This window comes from Oleomonas cavernae (assembly GCF_003590945.1).
Classification (GTDB): domain Bacteria; phylum Pseudomonadota; class Alphaproteobacteria; order Zavarziniales; family Zavarziniaceae; genus Zavarzinia; species Zavarzinia cavernae.
Genome location: NZ_QYUK01000011.1, coordinates 2,648,700 through 2,663,658, shown reverse-complemented (window position 1 = coordinate 2,663,658; position 14,959 = coordinate 2,648,700). Strand labels below are relative to the sequence as shown.

Here is a 14,959-nt window from a genome sequence, read left to right as displayed (position 1 = left end):
CGTCTTGCGTCTATCGTCGCGGCGCCGGCCCGATTCGTCGGGCTGCGCCCCTGGTCCACCTCCGAAGGCCGCCTGTCATGACCTATGATCCCGCCCGTGTCGGCAACGCCACCGTCGCCTACCAGGGGGCTCCCGGCGCCTTCTCGCATCTTGCCCTGACCGAGCTGTTCCCGCAGGCGACGCCGCTGGCCTGCCCGACCTTCGACGAGGCCCTGGCGGCGATCTCGGAGGGGCGGGCGCTGGTCGGCGTGATTCCGATCGAGAACACCCTGGCCGGGCGGGTGGCCGACATCCACCAACTGCTGCCCAACGCCAACCTCTATATCGTCGGCGAGCATTTCCTGCGCGTGCGCCACCAGTTGCTGGCGCCCAAGGGGGCGACCCTGGCCGGCCTGAAGACGGTGCATAGCCATCAGATGGCGCTGGCGCAGTGCCGCTCGCTGCTGCTGAGCAACCAGCTCACGCCGGTGGTGCACGACGATACGGCGGGGGCGGCGCGCGACGTCGCCCTGTGGAACGATCCCACCATCGGCGCCATCGCCTCGTCGATCGCGGCCGAGATCTACGGCCTCGACACCCTGGCCGCGAATATCGAGGATGCGGCCCACAACACCACCCGCTTCATCGTGCTGTCGCGCGAGCGGGTCGATGCCCTGGCCGACGTGCCGGCCATCACCACCTTCGTGTTCCGGGTGCGCAACGTGCCGGCCGCCCTCTACAAGGCGATGGGCGGCTTTGCCACCAACGGCATCAACATGACCAAGCTCGAGTCCTACCAGATCAGCGGCAGTTTCACCGCGACCCAGTTCTACGCCGACATCGAAGGCCACCCGGAGGACCGGGCCGTCCAGCTTGCCCTGGAGGAACTGGCCTTCTTCTCGACCGACGTGAAGATCCTCGGCTGCTACCCGGCCCACCCGTTCCGCCGGGAGGCCAGCAGCAGAGTCCCGGCCTAGTCGAACGCCCCCTCGACCCACGCCTTCACCAGGTGATGGGCGATGGCGATGGCCGGGGGCATGAAGAGATCGCTGTTGCGTCCCGCCAGGGCGTCGGCGCAGGTGGCACGGTCGACCCAGCGGGCTTCTTCCAGTTCTTCCTCGTCGATGGTGATGTCCGTCGACGTTGCCTCGGCAAAGCAGCCGATCATCAGGGACGAGGGGAAGGGCCACGGCTGGGTCGCGTGATAGGCGACGCGGCCGATGCTGATGCCGGCTTCTTCCTTGATCTCGCGGCGCACCGCTTCCTCGATCGTCTCGCCGGGTTCGACGAAGCCGGCCAGGGCCGAGAAGAAGCCGGGCGGGAATTGCGGCTGGCGGCCCAGCAGGCAGCGGTCGCCCGCCGCGGCCAGCATGATCACCACCGGGTCGGTGCGCGGGAAATGCTCGGCCTTGCAATCGGGGTTGGGGCAGCGGCGCGACCAGCCGCCGGCCTGCACCTCGGTAGGCGTGCCGCACTGGGCGCAGAAACGGTGGCGGGCATGCCAGTCGACGATCGACTTGGCCTGGGCCGCGATCGCCGCATCCTTGGGGTCGAGGATCATCGAGGCGCCGCGCAATTCGTTGAAGCGGCCGATGCCGTCCAGCACGCCGCCCCGGGCCGGGTCCGGGCCGTTCGACAGGTCGACGGCGAAGACGGGGGCGCCATTGTCGAGGCCCAGAAAGACCGGCGCCGGCGCGCGTGCCACCAGATTGTCGATCAGGCCGTTGCGCAGCAGGCCCAGGGTCGAGGTGCCGCCCTGCTCGATGATGAAGGGGCGGGTCTTCCACAAGGGCAGGATCTGGGCTTGCGCGTCGGCCAGGCGATCGGCGATCCAGGCCGCGTCCTTGCGCTTTTCCGAGGCGCGGTCGAGCGGGTTGCCGGCGAAGGTGGTCGCGGCGCTCGGTTCGGTCATGGTGGAAATCCTCAAGGCACAGCCTGGACGCTCAGCGGGTGGGTGCTGGCGGTACAGTACCGCCAGGCTGGCGCAGGCGGCGTTCGCATTCCGAAGCCTTGAATTGCAGATCACGCAAGGCCGTGCCCTCGTCGGGCAGGGAAGGGTCGCAACGCCGGGCCAGCGCCAGCCACATCTTGTAGCGTGCCGCCTGGGCGCCGTCACTCACGTCGCCGGTTGCCGTCTCGGGCGGGGGGGGGTCTCGGGCGGTAGGGGCGGCGGGTCGGCCGGGGCCAGCAGCAGGGCCTCGCGGGTGACATCCGCCGGCTGGCGCGCCACCTCCCACGAGGTGCCGCCATCCTCGGACTGGTAGAGGGCGATGCCGTCGGTCGCCAGCAGGACCGTGCCCCACAGGGCGAGCTTGTAGCCGTTCACGTCATAGGTGGCGGGCGAACCGGCCAGCCGGTCGAGGCAGCCTTCCAGGTCGTTGCCGCGCGAGGGCTCCCACTTGTCGCGGATCAGGCGCCGACAGGGTGCCGACACGTCGTCCTGGGCGACCGCCGCGACGGCACCAAAGCCGTTGGCGCAAAGGATGCTGCTCGCGACGGCAACCGCCATCACGCCAGCCCCCCAAGCCTTGCGCGATCCCCGCTTCATGGCGCCACTGTTGCGCCATGGATTGTTACCGTCCACCGCGATCGCATCCATAAACACCAGTAAATTACCGGCCTGCGGCAGGCTTGCCGCCATGTCGGGAAAATATTTCAACAGCAGGAAATAGGGTCTTTACTTCCCGCAAGACGGGCGTATAAGTCCGTTCCTCTCGCCAGCGGCACCCTGCCGGCCTGGCCGTTTTCGGAGCAAGACCCGTGTCACGCATGTGGATTGAACAGGACAATCGCCGGATAGCCGAAGGGCTATCGACGGTCGACCTGCATCCGGCATGCGCTGGATACGGTCGCGCCGGCGGCCATGGGGCGAGAGAGGATGTTTCCGTCTGACGAACAGGTCAGCGGCGACGCAGCAAACCTCTCCGGCCCCGCCGCGAGAGGTTTTTTTCTGCCCGCCGCCAGGATATTTCCGCGCGCCGGGCCAAGGGACCCGGACCTTGGGGTGTAACGCCCAAAGCGCGGGGACCGCCGGAGGGAACGGGGGCGACAAGCCCCGACACCGATGGCGGTGCCAGGAATGTCGGCGATCCCGGCCAGGCCTGGCAAAGGCCCCGCAACAGGCGGGGCCGACAGTCATATTTTCAATCCTGCCGTGGCGCAGGGAACTATTTCTTCGTAGAGGTCGCAGGTTCGACTCCTGCCGACGGGCGCAAGCCCGCCGAAGCTCGACGGTAGAGCACTGGAAAAGAGCGTTCCCGAAAGCAACCCGGCAGGCCCCATCGTGGCGCAGGCGGCGAATTCTTCGGCTGGCGTGGGGGCCCTTGGCTCCTCGACTTTATAGATACGTCACCACCAAGCTACCCGATGGGGTAACCTTTATCGAGACCTGCCGTGGCGCAGGGGACGACTTCTTCGATCATAACGCAGAGGCCGCAGGTTCGATTCCTGCCGACGGGCGCGAGCCCGCCGAAGCTCAATGGTAGAGCACTGGAAAAGAGCGTTCCCGAAAGCAACCCGGCAGGCCCCATCGTGGCGCCGGCGGCGATTACTTCGCTGGAAACGAAAAAGGGCGCCGCCACCAAACTACCCGATGGGGTCACCATCGCCACTCTTGCCGTGGCGCAGACAGCGGTTACATCGCTCCACCAAGCCAGGGGGCCGAGAACCCCCACCGCCGGCACGCCGGCGGGGCAGCCGCTTTCACTACTTCCCGGCAAGACCGATTTTTCCAAGGAGCCCGACACCGGCAGAAAGGAGGTGCGACATGGCTCGTCTCAACATCAAGTCCCTTCTCGCGGGGATCACCGCGAAGACTCACGAGGGCGCGCTCGCCGTGCCCCTCACGCCCTATGCCTCCCTGCGCAAGGCGGTGCTGAGCTGCCTGTTGTGGGAGGACAGCTTCTACGAGGGCGGGGTCGCCATCGCCGACCGCATCGCCAACCTGGTCCCTCAGGTCGAGCCGGCACGCGTTGCCGATCTGGCCCGCGAGGCCCGGCGCGCGTTCAAGCTGCGGCATGTGCCGCTGCTGCTGGCCCGCGAGATGGTGCGGCACGAGCGCTACCGGCCGCTGGTCGCAGGCGTGCTGGCCGACGTGGTCGAGCGGCCGGACGAGCTGGCCGAGTTCCTGGCCCTCTATTGGGCCGGCAGCCCGGAGGGCATCGTCAAGCGGGCGCCGCTGGCCGCCCAGGTCAAGAAGGGCCTGGGCCGGGCCTTCCTGAAGTTCGACGAGTACCAGCTCGCCAAGTACGACAGGGATGGCCCGATCAAGCTGGTCGACGTGCTGCGCCTGACCCACCCCAAGCCGGAGAGCGAGGCGCAGGCCCTGCTCCTGGCCAAGGTGAAGGCGGGCAGCCTCGCCACCCCCGATACCTGGGAGGTGGCGCTCTCGAGCGGGGCCGACAAGCGCGCGACGTTCGAGCGGCTGCTGGGCGAGAACCGGCTGGGTGCCCTGGCCCTGTTGCGCAACCTGCGCCTGATGGAGAAGGCCGGCGTCGAGCACGACCTGATCGAGACGGCGCTGGCGGCCAAGCGGGTCGACCGCGTGCTGCCGTTCCGCTTCGTCACGGCGGCGCGCCACGCGCCCTGGGCCGAGGCGGCGCTGGAGGCGGCCATGTTCCGGGCAACGGGCAGGCTGGACCTGGCGCTGGCCGGGCACACGGTGCTGCTGATCGACGTCTCCGGTTCGATGGGGGCGCCGATCGCACCCCGGAGCGAGACGACGCGGATCGACGCGGCCTGCGGCCTTGCCGTGCTGGCGCGGGAGGTGTGCGACCAGGTTGAGGTGCACACCTTCTCGAACCAGCTGGTCGAGGTGGCGTCGCGCCGGGGCTTTGCCCTGCGCGACGCGGTCGTGGCCAGCCAGCCGTTTGCCGGAACCCTGTTGGGCAAGGCGGTGGCGGGCCTGGAGCGGCGCCTGCGCAAGGCCACCCGGTTCATCGTCATCACCGACGAACAGAGCCACGACACCGTGGCCTGGCCGCCGGGGGTGCCGACCTGGGTCGTCAACGTGGCGCCGTACAAGCCGGCACTCGTGCGGGACAGCGCCACGCTGACCCGCATCGATGGCTGGTCCGAGGCGGTGCTGGCCTATGTGGCGGCCTGCGAGCGCGAGGCCGCGTGACAAGCCGGGCGGGCGAGGGGGAAACCCCTCGCCCGCCCTTTTTGCGTTTTGGGACTTGCCCAAACGCCGTCGAACGTCGATATAGACGCCGGGAGGTTGGCGATGGACAGGTCCCTCGCGAACCCGGTCAGGTCCGGAAGGAAGCAGCCGTAACGAATCCGATCTGGGTTGTTGTCCAGCCTCCCACCTTACTTACATTTGTCCCTCAGGCGCCGGGCGGCCGCATCCGCGGCCTTGGCTCGCTCCGCTAAAGCTACGCGGGCGCTCAATGCGCCTTGTTCAAGTGGCCGGGCATGGCCACAATCGCGCCCGATGAATGACAGCTCGATTCCCGCCGCCGAGGTGGCCGTGCCTTACCGGGTGCTGGCCCGGAAATACCGGCCGTCCAACTTTGCCGAGCTGATCGGCCAGGAGGCGATGGTCCGCACCCTGACCAACGCCATCGCGGCCGGGCGCCTGGCCCATGCCTTCATGCTGACCGGGGTGCGCGGGGTGGGCAAGACCACCACCGCCCGCATCATCGCCAAGGGCCTGAACTGCATCGGCCTGGACGGCAAGGGCGGGCCGACGGTCGAGCCCTGCGGGGCGTGCGTGAACTGCGTGGCGATCGCCGAGAGCCGGCACATCGACGTCCAGGAAATGGACGCCGCCAGCCGCACCGGCGTAGGCGACATCCGCGAGATCATCGAGGGCGTGCGCTTCCTCCCCGTTCAGGCGCGCTACAAGGTCTACATCATCGACGAAGTCCACATGCTCTCCACCAGTGCCTTCAACGCCCTGTTGAAAACGCTGGAAGAGCCGCCGGCGCATGTGAAGTTCATCTTCGCCACCACCGAAATCCGCAAGGTGCCGGTCACCGTGCTCTCGCGCTGCCAGCGCTTCGACCTGCGCCGGATCGAGCAGGAGCGGCTGATCGCTCACCTGCATGGCATCGCGACCAGGGAAGGCGCCAATGTGGCGCCGCCGGCCCTGGCCCTGATCGCCCGGGCCGCCGAAGGCTCGGTGCGCGATGCCCTGTCCCTGCTCGACCAGGCCATCGCCCATGCGGCGGGCGAGGTCGACGAGGGGGCGGTGCGCGACATGCTGGGCCTGGCCGACCGGGCGCGCGTCTTCGATCTGTTCGAGATGGTCATGCGCGGCGATGTGAAGGCCGCCCTGGGCGAACTGACCGACCAGTACGACACCGGTGCCGATCCGGCGGTGGTGCTGCAGGACCTGCTGGAACTGGCCCACTGGCTGACCCGGCTGAAGATCGTGCCCGATGCGGCGGGCGAGGCCACCGCCTCGGAACACGACCGCACCCGCGGCCTGGAACTGGCCAGGGCGCTGTCGATGCCCGTGCTGGCGCGGGCCTGGCAGATGCTGCTGAAGGGCCTGGGCGAGGTGCGCATGGCGCCCAGCCCGCTGTCGGCCGCCGAGATGATCCTGATCCGCCTGGCCTATGCGGTCGACCTGCCGCCGCCGGCCGACCTGGTGAAGCAGTATCTGGACGAGCGGGCCCAGGGCCAGCCCGGTGCCCCGCGCGGGCCGCAGGGCGGCGGTGGCGGGGCCAGCGCGCTTGCCGTCTCCAGCCCCGTCGCCATGGGCCGGCCACTGCCGGCGCCCGGCCCCGAGCGCAGCCCGGTCGCCTCGGCGCAGGGCAATGTCGTCTATCTCAAGAGCCCGGAAACGGCACCGCCGGCGAGCTTCGCGGCCGTGGCCGCCCTGGTTGAGAGCAAGCGTGAAATCCGTCTGCACGCCCATCTGATGAACGACGTTCATCCGGTGGCCTTCGCCCCCGGCCGGATCACCCTGCGCCTGCGCGATACCGCACCGCGCAGCTTAGGCCGCGACCTGGCCGAGTTGCTGAAGACCTGGACCGGGCAGCCATGGCTGATCGACACCTCGCTGGAGCCGGGCGGCCCCACCCTGGGCGACCTGGCCCGGGCCGACAAGAACGCCCTGGCGGAACGGCTGTTGAATTCCGATCCGGTGAAAGCGCTGCTCAGCGCCTTTCCCGGGGCCAAGCTGGTGGAAATCCGGGCCAAGGCCAAGGCGGGCGCGGTTGCAATCGAGCCGCCGGCCGACGATATGCCGGAGCAGGAGCCTGACGAGGATGCCCCCATCCTCGACATCTTCGATTTCGAGACCGACGACGATTGAGAGAGCACCCATGAAACTCAACGAAATCATGAAGCAGGCCCAGGTCATGCAGGCCAAGATGGCCGACATGCAGAACAGCCTCGACACGGTCGAGGTCGAGGGGCGCTCGGGCGGTGGGTTGCTGACCGTCACCATGAACGGCAAGGGCGAGCTCAAGCGGGTGAAGATCGACCCCAGCCTGATCGTCGCCGACGAGGCCGAGGTACTGGAAGACCTGATCGTCGCCGCCCACCGCGACGCCAAGGGCAAGGTCGAGGCGCGCATGGCCGAGGAAATGCAGAAGGCGACCGCCGGCATGGGCCTGCCCGCCGGCTTCAAGCTGCCGTTCTGATCGCTTCATGGCATCCGGCGGACCCGAGCCCGGCGGCGCCCTGGACCGCCTGATCCAGTTGCTTGCCAAGCTGCCCGGCCTGGGCCCCCGCTCGGCCCGCCGCGCCGCCCTGCACCTGATTGCCAGGCGGGAGGCGCTGATGGGGCCGCTGAGCGCCGCCATGGCCGAGGCGCTGGTCGCGGTGAAGGCCTGCTCGCTGTGCGGCAACATGGACACCAGCGACCCCTGCGCGATCTGCCGCGACCCCGGCCGCGACCAGGGGGTCATCTGCGTCGTCGAAGGCGTGGGCGATCTGTGGGCGATCGAACGCTCGGGTGCTTTTCGCGGGCGTTACCATGTCCTGGGCGGGCACCTGTCGGCGATCGACGGCATCGGCCCCGACGATCTGCGCATCGCCGGCCTGATGCCGCGCCTGGGGCCGCCGCTGCGCGAGGTGGTGCTGGCCCTGAATGCGACCGTCGACGGCCAGACCACGGCGCACTATGTCGCCGGCCTGATCGAGCACAAGGGCGTGTCGGTGACCCGGCTGGCCCACGGCGTGCCCGTGGGCGGCGAACTCGATTATCTCGACGACGGTACCCTGGCGGCGGCCCTGAAGGCAAGGCGGCCTTCCGAGAGCTAGTCGCCGGCCCGGCGCAGCTTGATGTCGCCGGTCGAGGGCCGCCAGAGCTTTTCCGAGCGATCACGATAGAGTGGGCGCGGCGGCTCGAAGCGCTGCCAGCTATCGCTCCGGCCCAGGAGCTTTTTCTCGACGCGCGTCTCGAGCCCGGTCGGCTTTGCCGTCGTCCCGGTGGTGGGCTTGGTTGCCTGTTCGGCCGCGGCGACACTGGTCGACATGGCCAGGGCCAGCAGGCCGGCGGCGGCGATTGTACTCAACTGTTTCATCACCATGGCTCCCAAGCAGCCTGAATCTATAACAACACGCAGGCCCCAAGCTGGTTGCAGGGCCGGGCTGAATGACCGATCTTTGCCGCGGAACGGGGCCTGGGGAGGCGATCGAATGCGTCGATTTGTTGTGCTGTTGCAGGTGGTCCTCGCCGTCTTGGTGGCGGGATCGGCGGCCCACGCCGCCGACCAGACCTTGCTGGGCGCCTGGAAGATCAGCGATGCGGTGATGGCCCCCTGGGTTGCCCAGCAAAGCCCGGACGAAGTGGCCGAGATGGCCAAGCTCAAGGGCCAGCCCGTCACCTTCGCGGCCCACGAGGTTATCGCCGCGTCCGTCATCGGCTGCACGGATGTCGGCTACGAGGTCACCCGCATCCCGCCTGAAGGCCTGTTCCAGGGCGGCCTGCCCGAGGGCCGTCAAGCCCAGGCAGCGGCGGCGCTGGGCCTGCCGCCGGGCGAGGTGCCCGGGATCGACGTCGCCTGCTCGACCGGCCTGTTCTCCTATCATTTCCGGGACGCCAGCACGGCCCTCTTCGCCCTCGACAACGTGATCTACACGCTGACGCGGCAGTAAACAGGCCCCTCCGGCCCGGCTGCGCGATTTTACCGCGAAGGCAAATTCGAGATTCTCGCCAATGGCCCGAATGGTGCCTAATATCGATGCTTTGCGGCGTTGAGCATCTGGCGATTTGAGAGACCAAACATGTTTGCGGGTCGTGCCCTGGGGCGCTTGCTTCTTTCCTTCTGGTTGCCGGTCATCATGCCTGGGGTCGCGCTCGCCGCCAGCGACTATGTCGCGCCGGCGCCGTCCTGGGCATTGCCGATGGCTGTGCCGGCCGCCAACCCCGATCGCGCCGCCGAGGTTTCGGGCGGCCTCTATTTCCTGCTGGTCGACCGGCAGATCGATTGGCGCGAAGGCGAGGTCGAGTACTACTCACGCTACGCCTATCAGGTGCAGAGCCGGCAGGGCCTCGAGGAAGCCGCGGCGATCAGCGAAGTGTTCGACCCCACCCACGAGACTCTGCGCGTCAACAAGGTCACGGTGACCCGCGATGGCCAGACCATCGACCTGACGGGGACGACCGATTTTGAAACCTTCCGCCAGGAGGAAGACCTGTCCGAAGGCATCCTCGATGGCTATCTGACGGTCCACGCCAACCTGAAGGATATCCGGGTCGGTGACATTGTCGATTACGCCTTCACGGTGTACCGCAAGCCCAAGATCGCCGCCGGGGATCTCTCGGTGCGTTTCAGGACGGCATGGTCGACGCCGACGGCCTTCGCGCGGGCGCGGATCATCCTGCACGGGGACAAAGCGCTCCGTCAGCGATCCGCCGACGGGCGCAAGCTGGACCTCGTGGCCCAGGATGCCGCAAGCCGGACCTACGAGTGGACGGTCAGCGATCCGCAGCCGATGCCGGCCGAGGCGAATGTGCCGAGTTGGTACGATCCCTGGTCGACGATCGAGGTGACGACCATGGCGGGATGGGGCGACCTGACCGGCGAAATGGCGCCGTACTACACGACGGACCAGGCCCTGCCGAAAGCCTTCGGTGATCAGGTCGATCTCATCGCGTCGAGCTATGTGGCGCCCGAGGAGCGGATGAGCCGGGCGCTGCGGCTGGTCCAGGACCAGATCCGCTATGTCGGCATCGAAATCGGCAAGGGCTCCTATTTTCCGCGCAGCCCGCAGGAGGTCGTCACCAGCGCCTACGGCGATTGCAAGGACAAGGCCCTGCTGCTGGCGACCGTGCTGAAGCGCCTGGGCATCGAGTCTCATGTCGCACTGGCAAGTATCGACGAAGGGTGGGCCTTGGCAGACCGGTTGCCCTCACCCTATGCCTTCGATCACGCGATCGTAACCGCCAGGATTGCCGGCGAGACCTATTGGCTCGACCCGACCCGGTCCCATCAAGGCGGCGTCGGCCGGAATCTGGCGCCGCCGAACTATGGCTGGGGCCTGCCGATTTTCGCCGGCTCGGCCGAACTCGTGCCGATCCCCCGGGCGAGGCCAGGGCACGCGACCGCCGTCACGCGCGAAGCCTTCGAGGTGCCCAAGGCGGCGGACGAACCCGTCACGCTGACCGTGACCACCACTTATCAAAGCCGCGAAGCCGATTGGATGCGCCGCCAACTGGCCTCGTCGTCCCTGGCCGCGACCAGCAAAAAGTACGGCGACTACTACTATCGCCTCTATCCCGGGCGACCATGCAGGGCCCGATCACCGTCGACGACGACCGCGATGCCAACGAATTGACGGTGACCGAGCGCTATCTGATCGACAAGCAGGAACTGGCCGAGGGGGTGGAGGACCACCGTTGGCCGCTGCGGGCGGACCTGTTGGAAGACATGCTGGAGACACCGGGCGCGGCCAAGCGGCGGGCGCCGGTCGACCTGCCCTATCCGATGTTTCGGGAGCATGTGGTCTCGATCACGGGCGAGGGCGTGCATATGACCGCGCTCGATCACATTACCGTGGGCAACGACTATTTCCATTTCAGCCGGGAATCGGAGAGCCGGCGGGGCTCGTTCACGGCGGACTGGAGCCTCGAGATCAAGCAGCCCGAGGTCCCGGCGGCGGGCATCAAGCCCTACCTGCGGGACGCCAAGGATGTGGATGGCTTTCTGTGGAGTACCTACGACCTGAGCGCCGTGCTCGGCCGGGGCGGCGTCTCCAGCTCCAAGGGCATGACGTCCTTCGCCGGCGCCACCCCGGATAAACCGCCCACGCCGCAGCAACTCGCCGAGATGACCAAACGCGTGCTCTGGCCGTCGGCGATCTTCCTCTCGATGAGCGGGCTGATCTTCTGTGCCGCGATCTTCAATCTGCGGGCCGATCGCGCCTATGCGCAGCAAGGCTTCTACTACCCCGTCAGCCTCGACAAGTTCCTGGCGCTAAGCCTCGCGACCTGGGGCACCTACACCATTTTCTGGCTGTGGAAGTGCAATCGCTGGCGAAACGAGTTCGAGGGCGGGCGGACCTGGGCGTTCTGGCGGGCGCTTTTCTATCCCTTCTGGCTGTTTCCCATGTTCCGGGCGGCCAATCGGCGCAACGAGCGAGCACCGCTGCCGCGATGGCTGGGCGTGGGTGCGGCCATCCTGTCGGCGGCGCTCTATTTCGCCAGTTTCGGGGTGAACATGGCCTTTGTCGGCAGCGGCAAGGCGTTTGCCGTGGCCCTGCTGCTGGCGGTGCTGCAGACCGCCTGCGCGGTTCCCGCCGTGCTCGCCGTCAACCGGCTGCACAGACCGGGCAACATTGCCCTGGTCCAGAACTCGAAATACAACGCCTGGAACATTGTCGGTATCGTCGTGGGGATAGCGACGGTCTTCGCCCTGCTGCTGTTGCCGCGGTTCGCCGCCGCCGGCTAGCGGGCCTGTATCAATAGGCGATCTTCACCACTTCGATGCTCTCGGCCCCGGCCGGCGTCGCGACCTGCACCACGTCGCCTTCCTCGGCCTTCAGCAGGGCGCGGGCGACCGGCGAGACCCAAGAGATCTCGCCCTGTTCCGAGCGCGCCTCGTCGGTGCCGACGATGCGCACCGTGCGCTCGGTATCGTCGTCGCCGACATAGGTCACGGTCGCGCCGAAGAAGACACGGGCCTTGTTACGCTGCTGCGCCGGGTCGACGACCTCGGCGCCTTCCAGGCGCTTGGTCAGGAAGCGGATGCGCCGGTCGATCTCGCGCAGCCGCTTCTTGCCATAGAGATAGTCGCCGTTCTCCGACCGGTCGCCATTGCCCGCCGCCCAGGACACGATCTCGACGATCTTTGGCCGCTCGACCCGCGAGAGGTCGCGCAATTCGTCGGCCAGGCGGCGATAGCCTTCCGGGGTGATGTAGTTCTTGGGGGCGGTGGAACTGGTTGTGAGCGACATGGAACTCGCTTGCTGTATCGCCTTACTTGATCACGCCGCAAGCCACCCGTGGGCCGGCGCCGCCGATGGGCTGGGCGGCGTAGTCGTCGGGGTTGGCGTGGATCACCAGGGCGGAGCCGTCGGCGTCGAGCAGGGCGGGACGGTCGGTGCCGGGCGTCAGGGCCACCAGGGTCGAGTAGAGTTCGACGGTCACGCTGCCGTCCGCCGCCACATAGAGGTTGGGCAGGTCGCCCGCATCCGTGGCTGCCGGGTTCAGCAGGCCGTGCACCAGCGCGGCGTCGCCGTGAACGTGGCCGCCGGCCTTCTTGAACTCGGCGTCCGAGCAGTCGCCCTTCTCATGGAAGTGCATGCCGTGCCAGCCGGGCGTCAGCCCCTTGGCCTCGATGCGCAGGATCACGCCCTTGGGCGCGCCCGTCAGGGTGGCGGTGCCGAGGGTCGCGCCTTCGGGGTTCTTGATCTCGACGGTAGTGGCAGCCGGCGGCGTTTCCGCCTGCGCGGCCATGACAAGGCCAAACGTGAACAGGGTAGCGAGCGACGTGCGCAGCATGTGGTCCTCCGCGGTCTTGTTGGCGCGCCGGTGCGTGCCCGCCCCCGGCGCCGCGCCACCATAACCCCGAAGCAATGCGGTGCCTACTCCGCCGCCTTGCCCCAACCGGCGGCCGGCTGCACGGCGATTTCGCTCGCCGTCGACTTGATGCGGTTCTGGCCGTCGACATAGACCAGCCTGGCGGCGAAGCCGGGCAGTTCGGCTTCCTCGACCTCGACATAGGCCGCAATGATCAGGATGTCATTGTTCTGGGCCTTGCGGGCGGCGGCGCCGTTCAGCGAGATCACGCCCGAGCCGCGTTCGGCCCGGATGACATAGGTCGAGAAGCGCTCGCCGTTGTTGACGTTGTAGATGTCGATCTTCTGCAGGGGCAGCAGGCCCGAGGCTTCGAGCAGGTCGTCGTCGATGGCGCAGGAGCCCTCGTAGTCGAGCTCGCACTGGGTGACCTTTACGCGGTGCAACTTGGCCTGAAGCATGGTGCGGCGCATGTTTTCCTCCGCCCGGTCTCTCGTCGCCGGATCGGCGGCCCTCCTAACATCCAGGGGGCAGGGGGACAAGTATTTGCATTGTCGCGGGCGAGGATTGCGCGGGCATCGCTTGACGCGCCCCATGGCTCGTCATACCTACCGGAGATGGCCATCCGTCCCATCCTTGTCGCGCCCGATCCGCGCCTGAAACAGAAGTCGACCAAGGTCGAGGTCTTCGACGACACCCTCGCGCGCCTGATCGCCGACATGTTCGAGACCATGTACGAGGCGCCGGGCATCGGCCTGGCCGCGATCCAGGTCGGGGTGGCCAAGCGCCTGCTGGTCATGGACATCGCCCGCGAGGACGAACCCAAGGGGCCGCGCGTCTTCATCAACCCGGAGATCGTCTGGTCGGGCGAGGAACGCTCGGTCTACGAGGAGGGCTGCTTGTCGGTGCCCGAGCAATATGCCGAGATCGAGCGGCCGGCCAAGGTCCGCGTCCGCTTCCAGGACGCCAAGGGCGAGGTTCACGAGGAAGAGATGGAGGGGCTGCTGGCCACCTGCATCCAGCACGAGATGGACCATCTCGAAGGTGTGCTGTTCGTCGACCATCTGTCCTTTGCCAAGCGCAGCATGATCCTGCGCAAGGTGGCCAAGGCGAAGAAGTTCGCCAAGGTTTGACCCGCCTGCGCCTCGCCTTCATGGGCACGCCCGACTTTGCGGTGCCCACCCTCAATGCCTTGATCGCCGCCGGCCACGAGGTCGCCGCGGTCTACAGCCAGCCGCCCCGCCCGGCCGGCCGGGGCCAGAAGCTGACCCCGTCGCCCGTCCACCTTGTGGCCGAGGCCGCCGGCATCGCGGTGCGCGCGCCCAAGAGCCTGCGCGACCCCGCTGAACAGGCGGCCTTTGCCGATCTCGAGCTCGATGCCGCGGTGGTGGTGGCCTACGGCCTGATCCTGCCGGCGGCCGTGCTGTGGGCGCCGCGCCTGGGCTGTTTCAACCTGCATGCCTCGATCCTGCCGCGCTGGCGCGGGGCCGCCCCGATCCAGCGGGCGATCTGGTCCGGCGATGACGAGACCGGTGTGGCCGTCATGGCCATGTCCGAAGGCCTGGACGAGGGGCCGATCGTGCTGGAACAACGCATCGACATCACGCCCACGGACACCGCCGGCAGCCTGCACGACAAGCTCGGCGCTTTGGGCGCGCCCCTGATGGTCGATGCCCTGGCCCTGATCGCGGCGGGCCGGGCGCGGCCCCGCCCGCAGGATGTCGAAGGCGTGACCTACGCCCGCAAGATCGCCAAGGAAGACGCGCGCATCGATTTCTCGGTCTCGGCCGATGCCATCGATTGCCAGGTTCGCGCCCTGCTGCCGGCGCCCGGCGCCTATGCGCAGATCCTGGGCGAACGCTGCAAGATCCTGTGTGTCGTGCCGCTCCATGACGAAGTCCACAAGGCAACGCCGGGCATGGTCCTGGACGAGCGCCTGACCATCGCCTGCGGGCGCGGCGCCGTGCGCCTGGTCAAGATCCAGCGCCCGGGCAAGGCGCCGATGACCGCCGCCGACCTTCTGCGCGGCTTCAGGGTGCCGGTCGGCACCGTCCTGGGCTAGGG

Annotated in this window: 17 protein-coding genes and 1 other RNA gene; 11 read left to right on the top strand and 7 right to left on the bottom strand. The window is 68.0% G+C overall.

The features are described from left to right. Positions 1-77: 77 nt before the first annotated feature. Positions 78-956, top strand: coding sequence for a prephenate dehydratase (locus D3874_RS16620; protein ID WP_119779075.1), 879 nt, complete (start codon positions 78-80; stop codon positions 954-956). Here the strand turns inward: D3874_RS16620 and nudC are convergent. The 3 genes from nudC to D3874_RS16610 are packed head-to-tail and all read right to left on the bottom strand — an operon-like array spanning position 953 to position 2,488. Beyond that, on the bottom strand, positions 953-1,891 hold the full coding sequence (nudC, locus tag D3874_RS16615) for an NAD(+) diphosphatase (RefSeq protein ID WP_119779074.1): 939 nt from the start codon (positions 1,889-1,891) through the stop codon (positions 953-955). The genes D3874_RS16620 and nudC overlap by 4 nt on opposite strands. 31 nt (positions 1,892-1,922) lie before the next feature. Next, complete coding sequence (locus tag D3874_RS28605) at positions 1,923-2,099, bottom strand: hypothetical protein (protein WP_158596067.1); 177 nt, start codon at positions 2,097-2,099, stop codon at positions 1,923-1,925. Then, positions 2,096-2,488 (bottom strand): hypothetical protein, encoded by a 393-nt coding sequence (locus tag D3874_RS16610; protein ID WP_147385698.1) that lies wholly within the window; start codon positions 2,486-2,488, stop codon positions 2,096-2,098. The genes D3874_RS28605 and D3874_RS16610 overlap by 4 nt, the downstream gene beginning before the upstream one ends. A 1,257-nt stretch (positions 2,489-3,745) precedes the next feature. Between D3874_RS16610 and D3874_RS31250 the strand changes: the two genes are divergently transcribed. The 5 genes from D3874_RS31250 to recR all read left to right on the top strand — a co-directional run bounded on the left by D3874_RS31250 (position 3,746) and on the right by recR (position 8,196). Further along, on the top strand, positions 3,746-5,101 hold the full coding sequence (locus D3874_RS31250; protein WP_119779072.1) for a TROVE domain-containing protein: 1,356 nt from the start codon (positions 3,746-3,748) through the stop codon (positions 5,099-5,101). A gap of 90 nt (positions 5,102-5,191) precedes the next feature. Beyond that, positions 5,192-5,289, top strand: an RNA gene (gene ffs, locus D3874_RS16600) — signal recognition particle sRNA small type. 124 nt (positions 5,290-5,413) lie between these two features. Then, positions 5,414-7,243: a DNA polymerase III subunit gamma/tau gene (locus D3874_RS16595; RefSeq protein WP_119779071.1), complete on the top strand. Its 1,830-nt coding sequence runs from the start codon at positions 5,414-5,416 to the stop codon at positions 7,241-7,243. Between the two features lie 10 nt (positions 7,244-7,253). Then, complete coding sequence (locus D3874_RS16590; protein ID WP_119779070.1) at positions 7,254-7,574, top strand: YbaB/EbfC family nucleoid-associated protein; 321 nt, start codon at positions 7,254-7,256, stop codon at positions 7,572-7,574. Positions 7,575-7,581: 7 nt separating this feature from the next. Next, on the top strand, positions 7,582-8,196 hold the full coding sequence (gene recR / locus D3874_RS16585; RefSeq protein WP_119779069.1) for a recombination mediator RecR: 615 nt from the start codon (positions 7,582-7,584) through the stop codon (positions 8,194-8,196). Here the strand turns inward: recR and D3874_RS16580 are convergent. Beyond that, positions 8,193-8,459, bottom strand: coding sequence for a hypothetical protein (locus tag D3874_RS16580; protein ID WP_147385697.1), 267 nt, complete (start codon positions 8,457-8,459; stop codon positions 8,193-8,195). The genes recR and D3874_RS16580 overlap by 4 nt on opposite strands. 115 nt (positions 8,460-8,574) lie before the next feature. Here D3874_RS16580 and D3874_RS16575 point away from each other — a divergent pair, with 115 nt between their 5' ends. The 3 genes from D3874_RS16575 (at position 8,575) to D3874_RS16565 (ending at position 11,828) form a co-directional block, all read left to right on the top strand. After that, positions 8,575-9,033, top strand: coding sequence for a hypothetical protein (locus D3874_RS16575; RefSeq protein WP_147385696.1), 459 nt, complete (start codon positions 8,575-8,577; stop codon positions 9,031-9,033). A 129-nt stretch (positions 9,034-9,162) separates the two neighbouring features. Further along, the gene (locus D3874_RS16570) at positions 9,163-10,716 is read left to right on the top strand and encodes a DUF3857 domain-containing transglutaminase family protein (protein WP_119779066.1); all 1,554 of its coding nucleotides are present in this window, start codon (positions 9,163-9,165) and stop codon (positions 10,714-10,716) included. Continuing rightward, entirely contained in the window at positions 10,668-11,828 is a 1,161-nt protein-coding gene (locus tag D3874_RS16565) for a hypothetical protein (RefSeq protein WP_119779065.1), read from the top strand. The genes D3874_RS16570 and D3874_RS16565 overlap by 49 nt, the downstream gene beginning before the upstream one ends. 10 nt (positions 11,829-11,838) lie before the next feature. On the opposite strand, the gene greB is transcribed toward D3874_RS16565, so the two are convergent. The 3 genes from greB to panD form a co-directional block, all read right to left on the bottom strand. Next, entirely contained in the window at positions 11,839-12,333 is a 495-nt protein-coding gene (gene greB / locus D3874_RS16560; protein WP_119779064.1) for a transcription elongation factor GreB, read from the bottom strand. A 22-nt stretch (positions 12,334-12,355) separates the two neighbouring features. Beyond that, entirely contained in the window at positions 12,356-12,880 is a 525-nt protein-coding gene (gene sodC, locus D3874_RS16555; protein WP_119782329.1) for a superoxide dismutase[Cu-Zn], read from the bottom strand. An 83-nt stretch (positions 12,881-12,963) separates the two neighbouring features. Then, a complete protein-coding gene (panD, locus tag D3874_RS16550; RefSeq protein ID WP_119779063.1) occupies positions 12,964-13,368 on the bottom strand; it encodes an aspartate 1-decarboxylase in 405 nt (134 codons plus the stop codon). 144 nt (positions 13,369-13,512) lie between these two features. On the opposite strand from panD, the gene def reads away from it, so the two are divergent. Together def and fmt are read left to right on the top strand one after the other, a co-directional pair. Continuing rightward, entirely contained in the window at positions 13,513-14,028 is a 516-nt protein-coding gene (gene def, locus D3874_RS16545) for a peptide deformylase (protein WP_119779062.1), read from the top strand. A 5-nt stretch (positions 14,029-14,033) separates the two neighbouring features. Then, complete coding sequence (gene fmt / locus D3874_RS16540) at positions 14,034-14,957, top strand: methionyl-tRNA formyltransferase (protein ID WP_119782328.1); 924 nt, start codon at positions 14,034-14,036, stop codon at positions 14,955-14,957. The last annotated feature ends 2 nt before the right edge of the window (positions 14,958-14,959 follow it).

Excerpts from the sequence above, each read along its gene's own strand:
- D3874_RS16620 (WP_119779075.1), top strand. The coding sequence starts at position 78 with ATGACCTATGATCCCGCCCGTGTCGGCAACGCCACCGTCGCCTACCAG.
- nudC (WP_119779074.1), bottom strand. The coding sequence starts at position 1,891 with ATGACCGAACCGAGCGCCGCGACCACCTTCGCCGGCAACCCGCTCGAC.
- D3874_RS16610 (WP_147385698.1), bottom strand. The coding sequence starts at position 2,488 with ATGGCGGTTGCCGTCGCGAGCAGCATCCTTTGCGCCAACGGCTTTGGT.
- D3874_RS31250 (WP_119779072.1), top strand. The coding sequence starts at position 3,746 with ATGGCTCGTCTCAACATCAAGTCCCTTCTCGCGGGGATCACCGCGAAG.
- D3874_RS16595 (WP_119779071.1), top strand. The coding sequence starts at position 5,414 with ATGAATGACAGCTCGATTCCCGCCGCCGAGGTGGCCGTGCCTTACCGG.
- D3874_RS16590 (WP_119779070.1), top strand. The coding sequence starts at position 7,254 with ATGAAACTCAACGAAATCATGAAGCAGGCCCAGGTCATGCAGGCCAAG.
- recR (WP_119779069.1), top strand. The coding sequence starts at position 7,582 with ATGGCATCCGGCGGACCCGAGCCCGGCGGCGCCCTGGACCGCCTGATC.
- D3874_RS16580 (WP_147385697.1), bottom strand. The coding sequence starts at position 8,459 with ATGAAACAGTTGAGTACAATCGCCGCCGCCGGCCTGCTGGCCCTGGCC.
- D3874_RS16575 (WP_147385696.1), top strand. The coding sequence starts at position 8,575 with ATGCGTCGATTTGTTGTGCTGTTGCAGGTGGTCCTCGCCGTCTTGGTG.
- D3874_RS16570 (WP_119779066.1), top strand. The coding sequence starts at position 9,163 with ATGTTTGCGGGTCGTGCCCTGGGGCGCTTGCTTCTTTCCTTCTGGTTG.
- D3874_RS16565 (WP_119779065.1), top strand. The coding sequence starts at position 10,668 with ATGCAGGGCCCGATCACCGTCGACGACGACCGCGATGCCAACGAATTG.
- greB (WP_119779064.1), bottom strand. The coding sequence starts at position 12,333 with ATGTCGCTCACAACCAGTTCCACCGCCCCCAAGAACTACATCACCCCG.
- sodC (WP_119782329.1), bottom strand. The coding sequence starts at position 12,880 with ATGCTGCGCACGTCGCTCGCTACCCTGTTCACGTTTGGCCTTGTCATG.
- panD (WP_119779063.1), bottom strand. The coding sequence starts at position 13,368 with ATGCGCCGCACCATGCTTCAGGCCAAGTTGCACCGCGTAAAGGTCACC.
- def (WP_119779062.1), top strand. The coding sequence starts at position 13,513 with ATGGCCATCCGTCCCATCCTTGTCGCGCCCGATCCGCGCCTGAAACAG.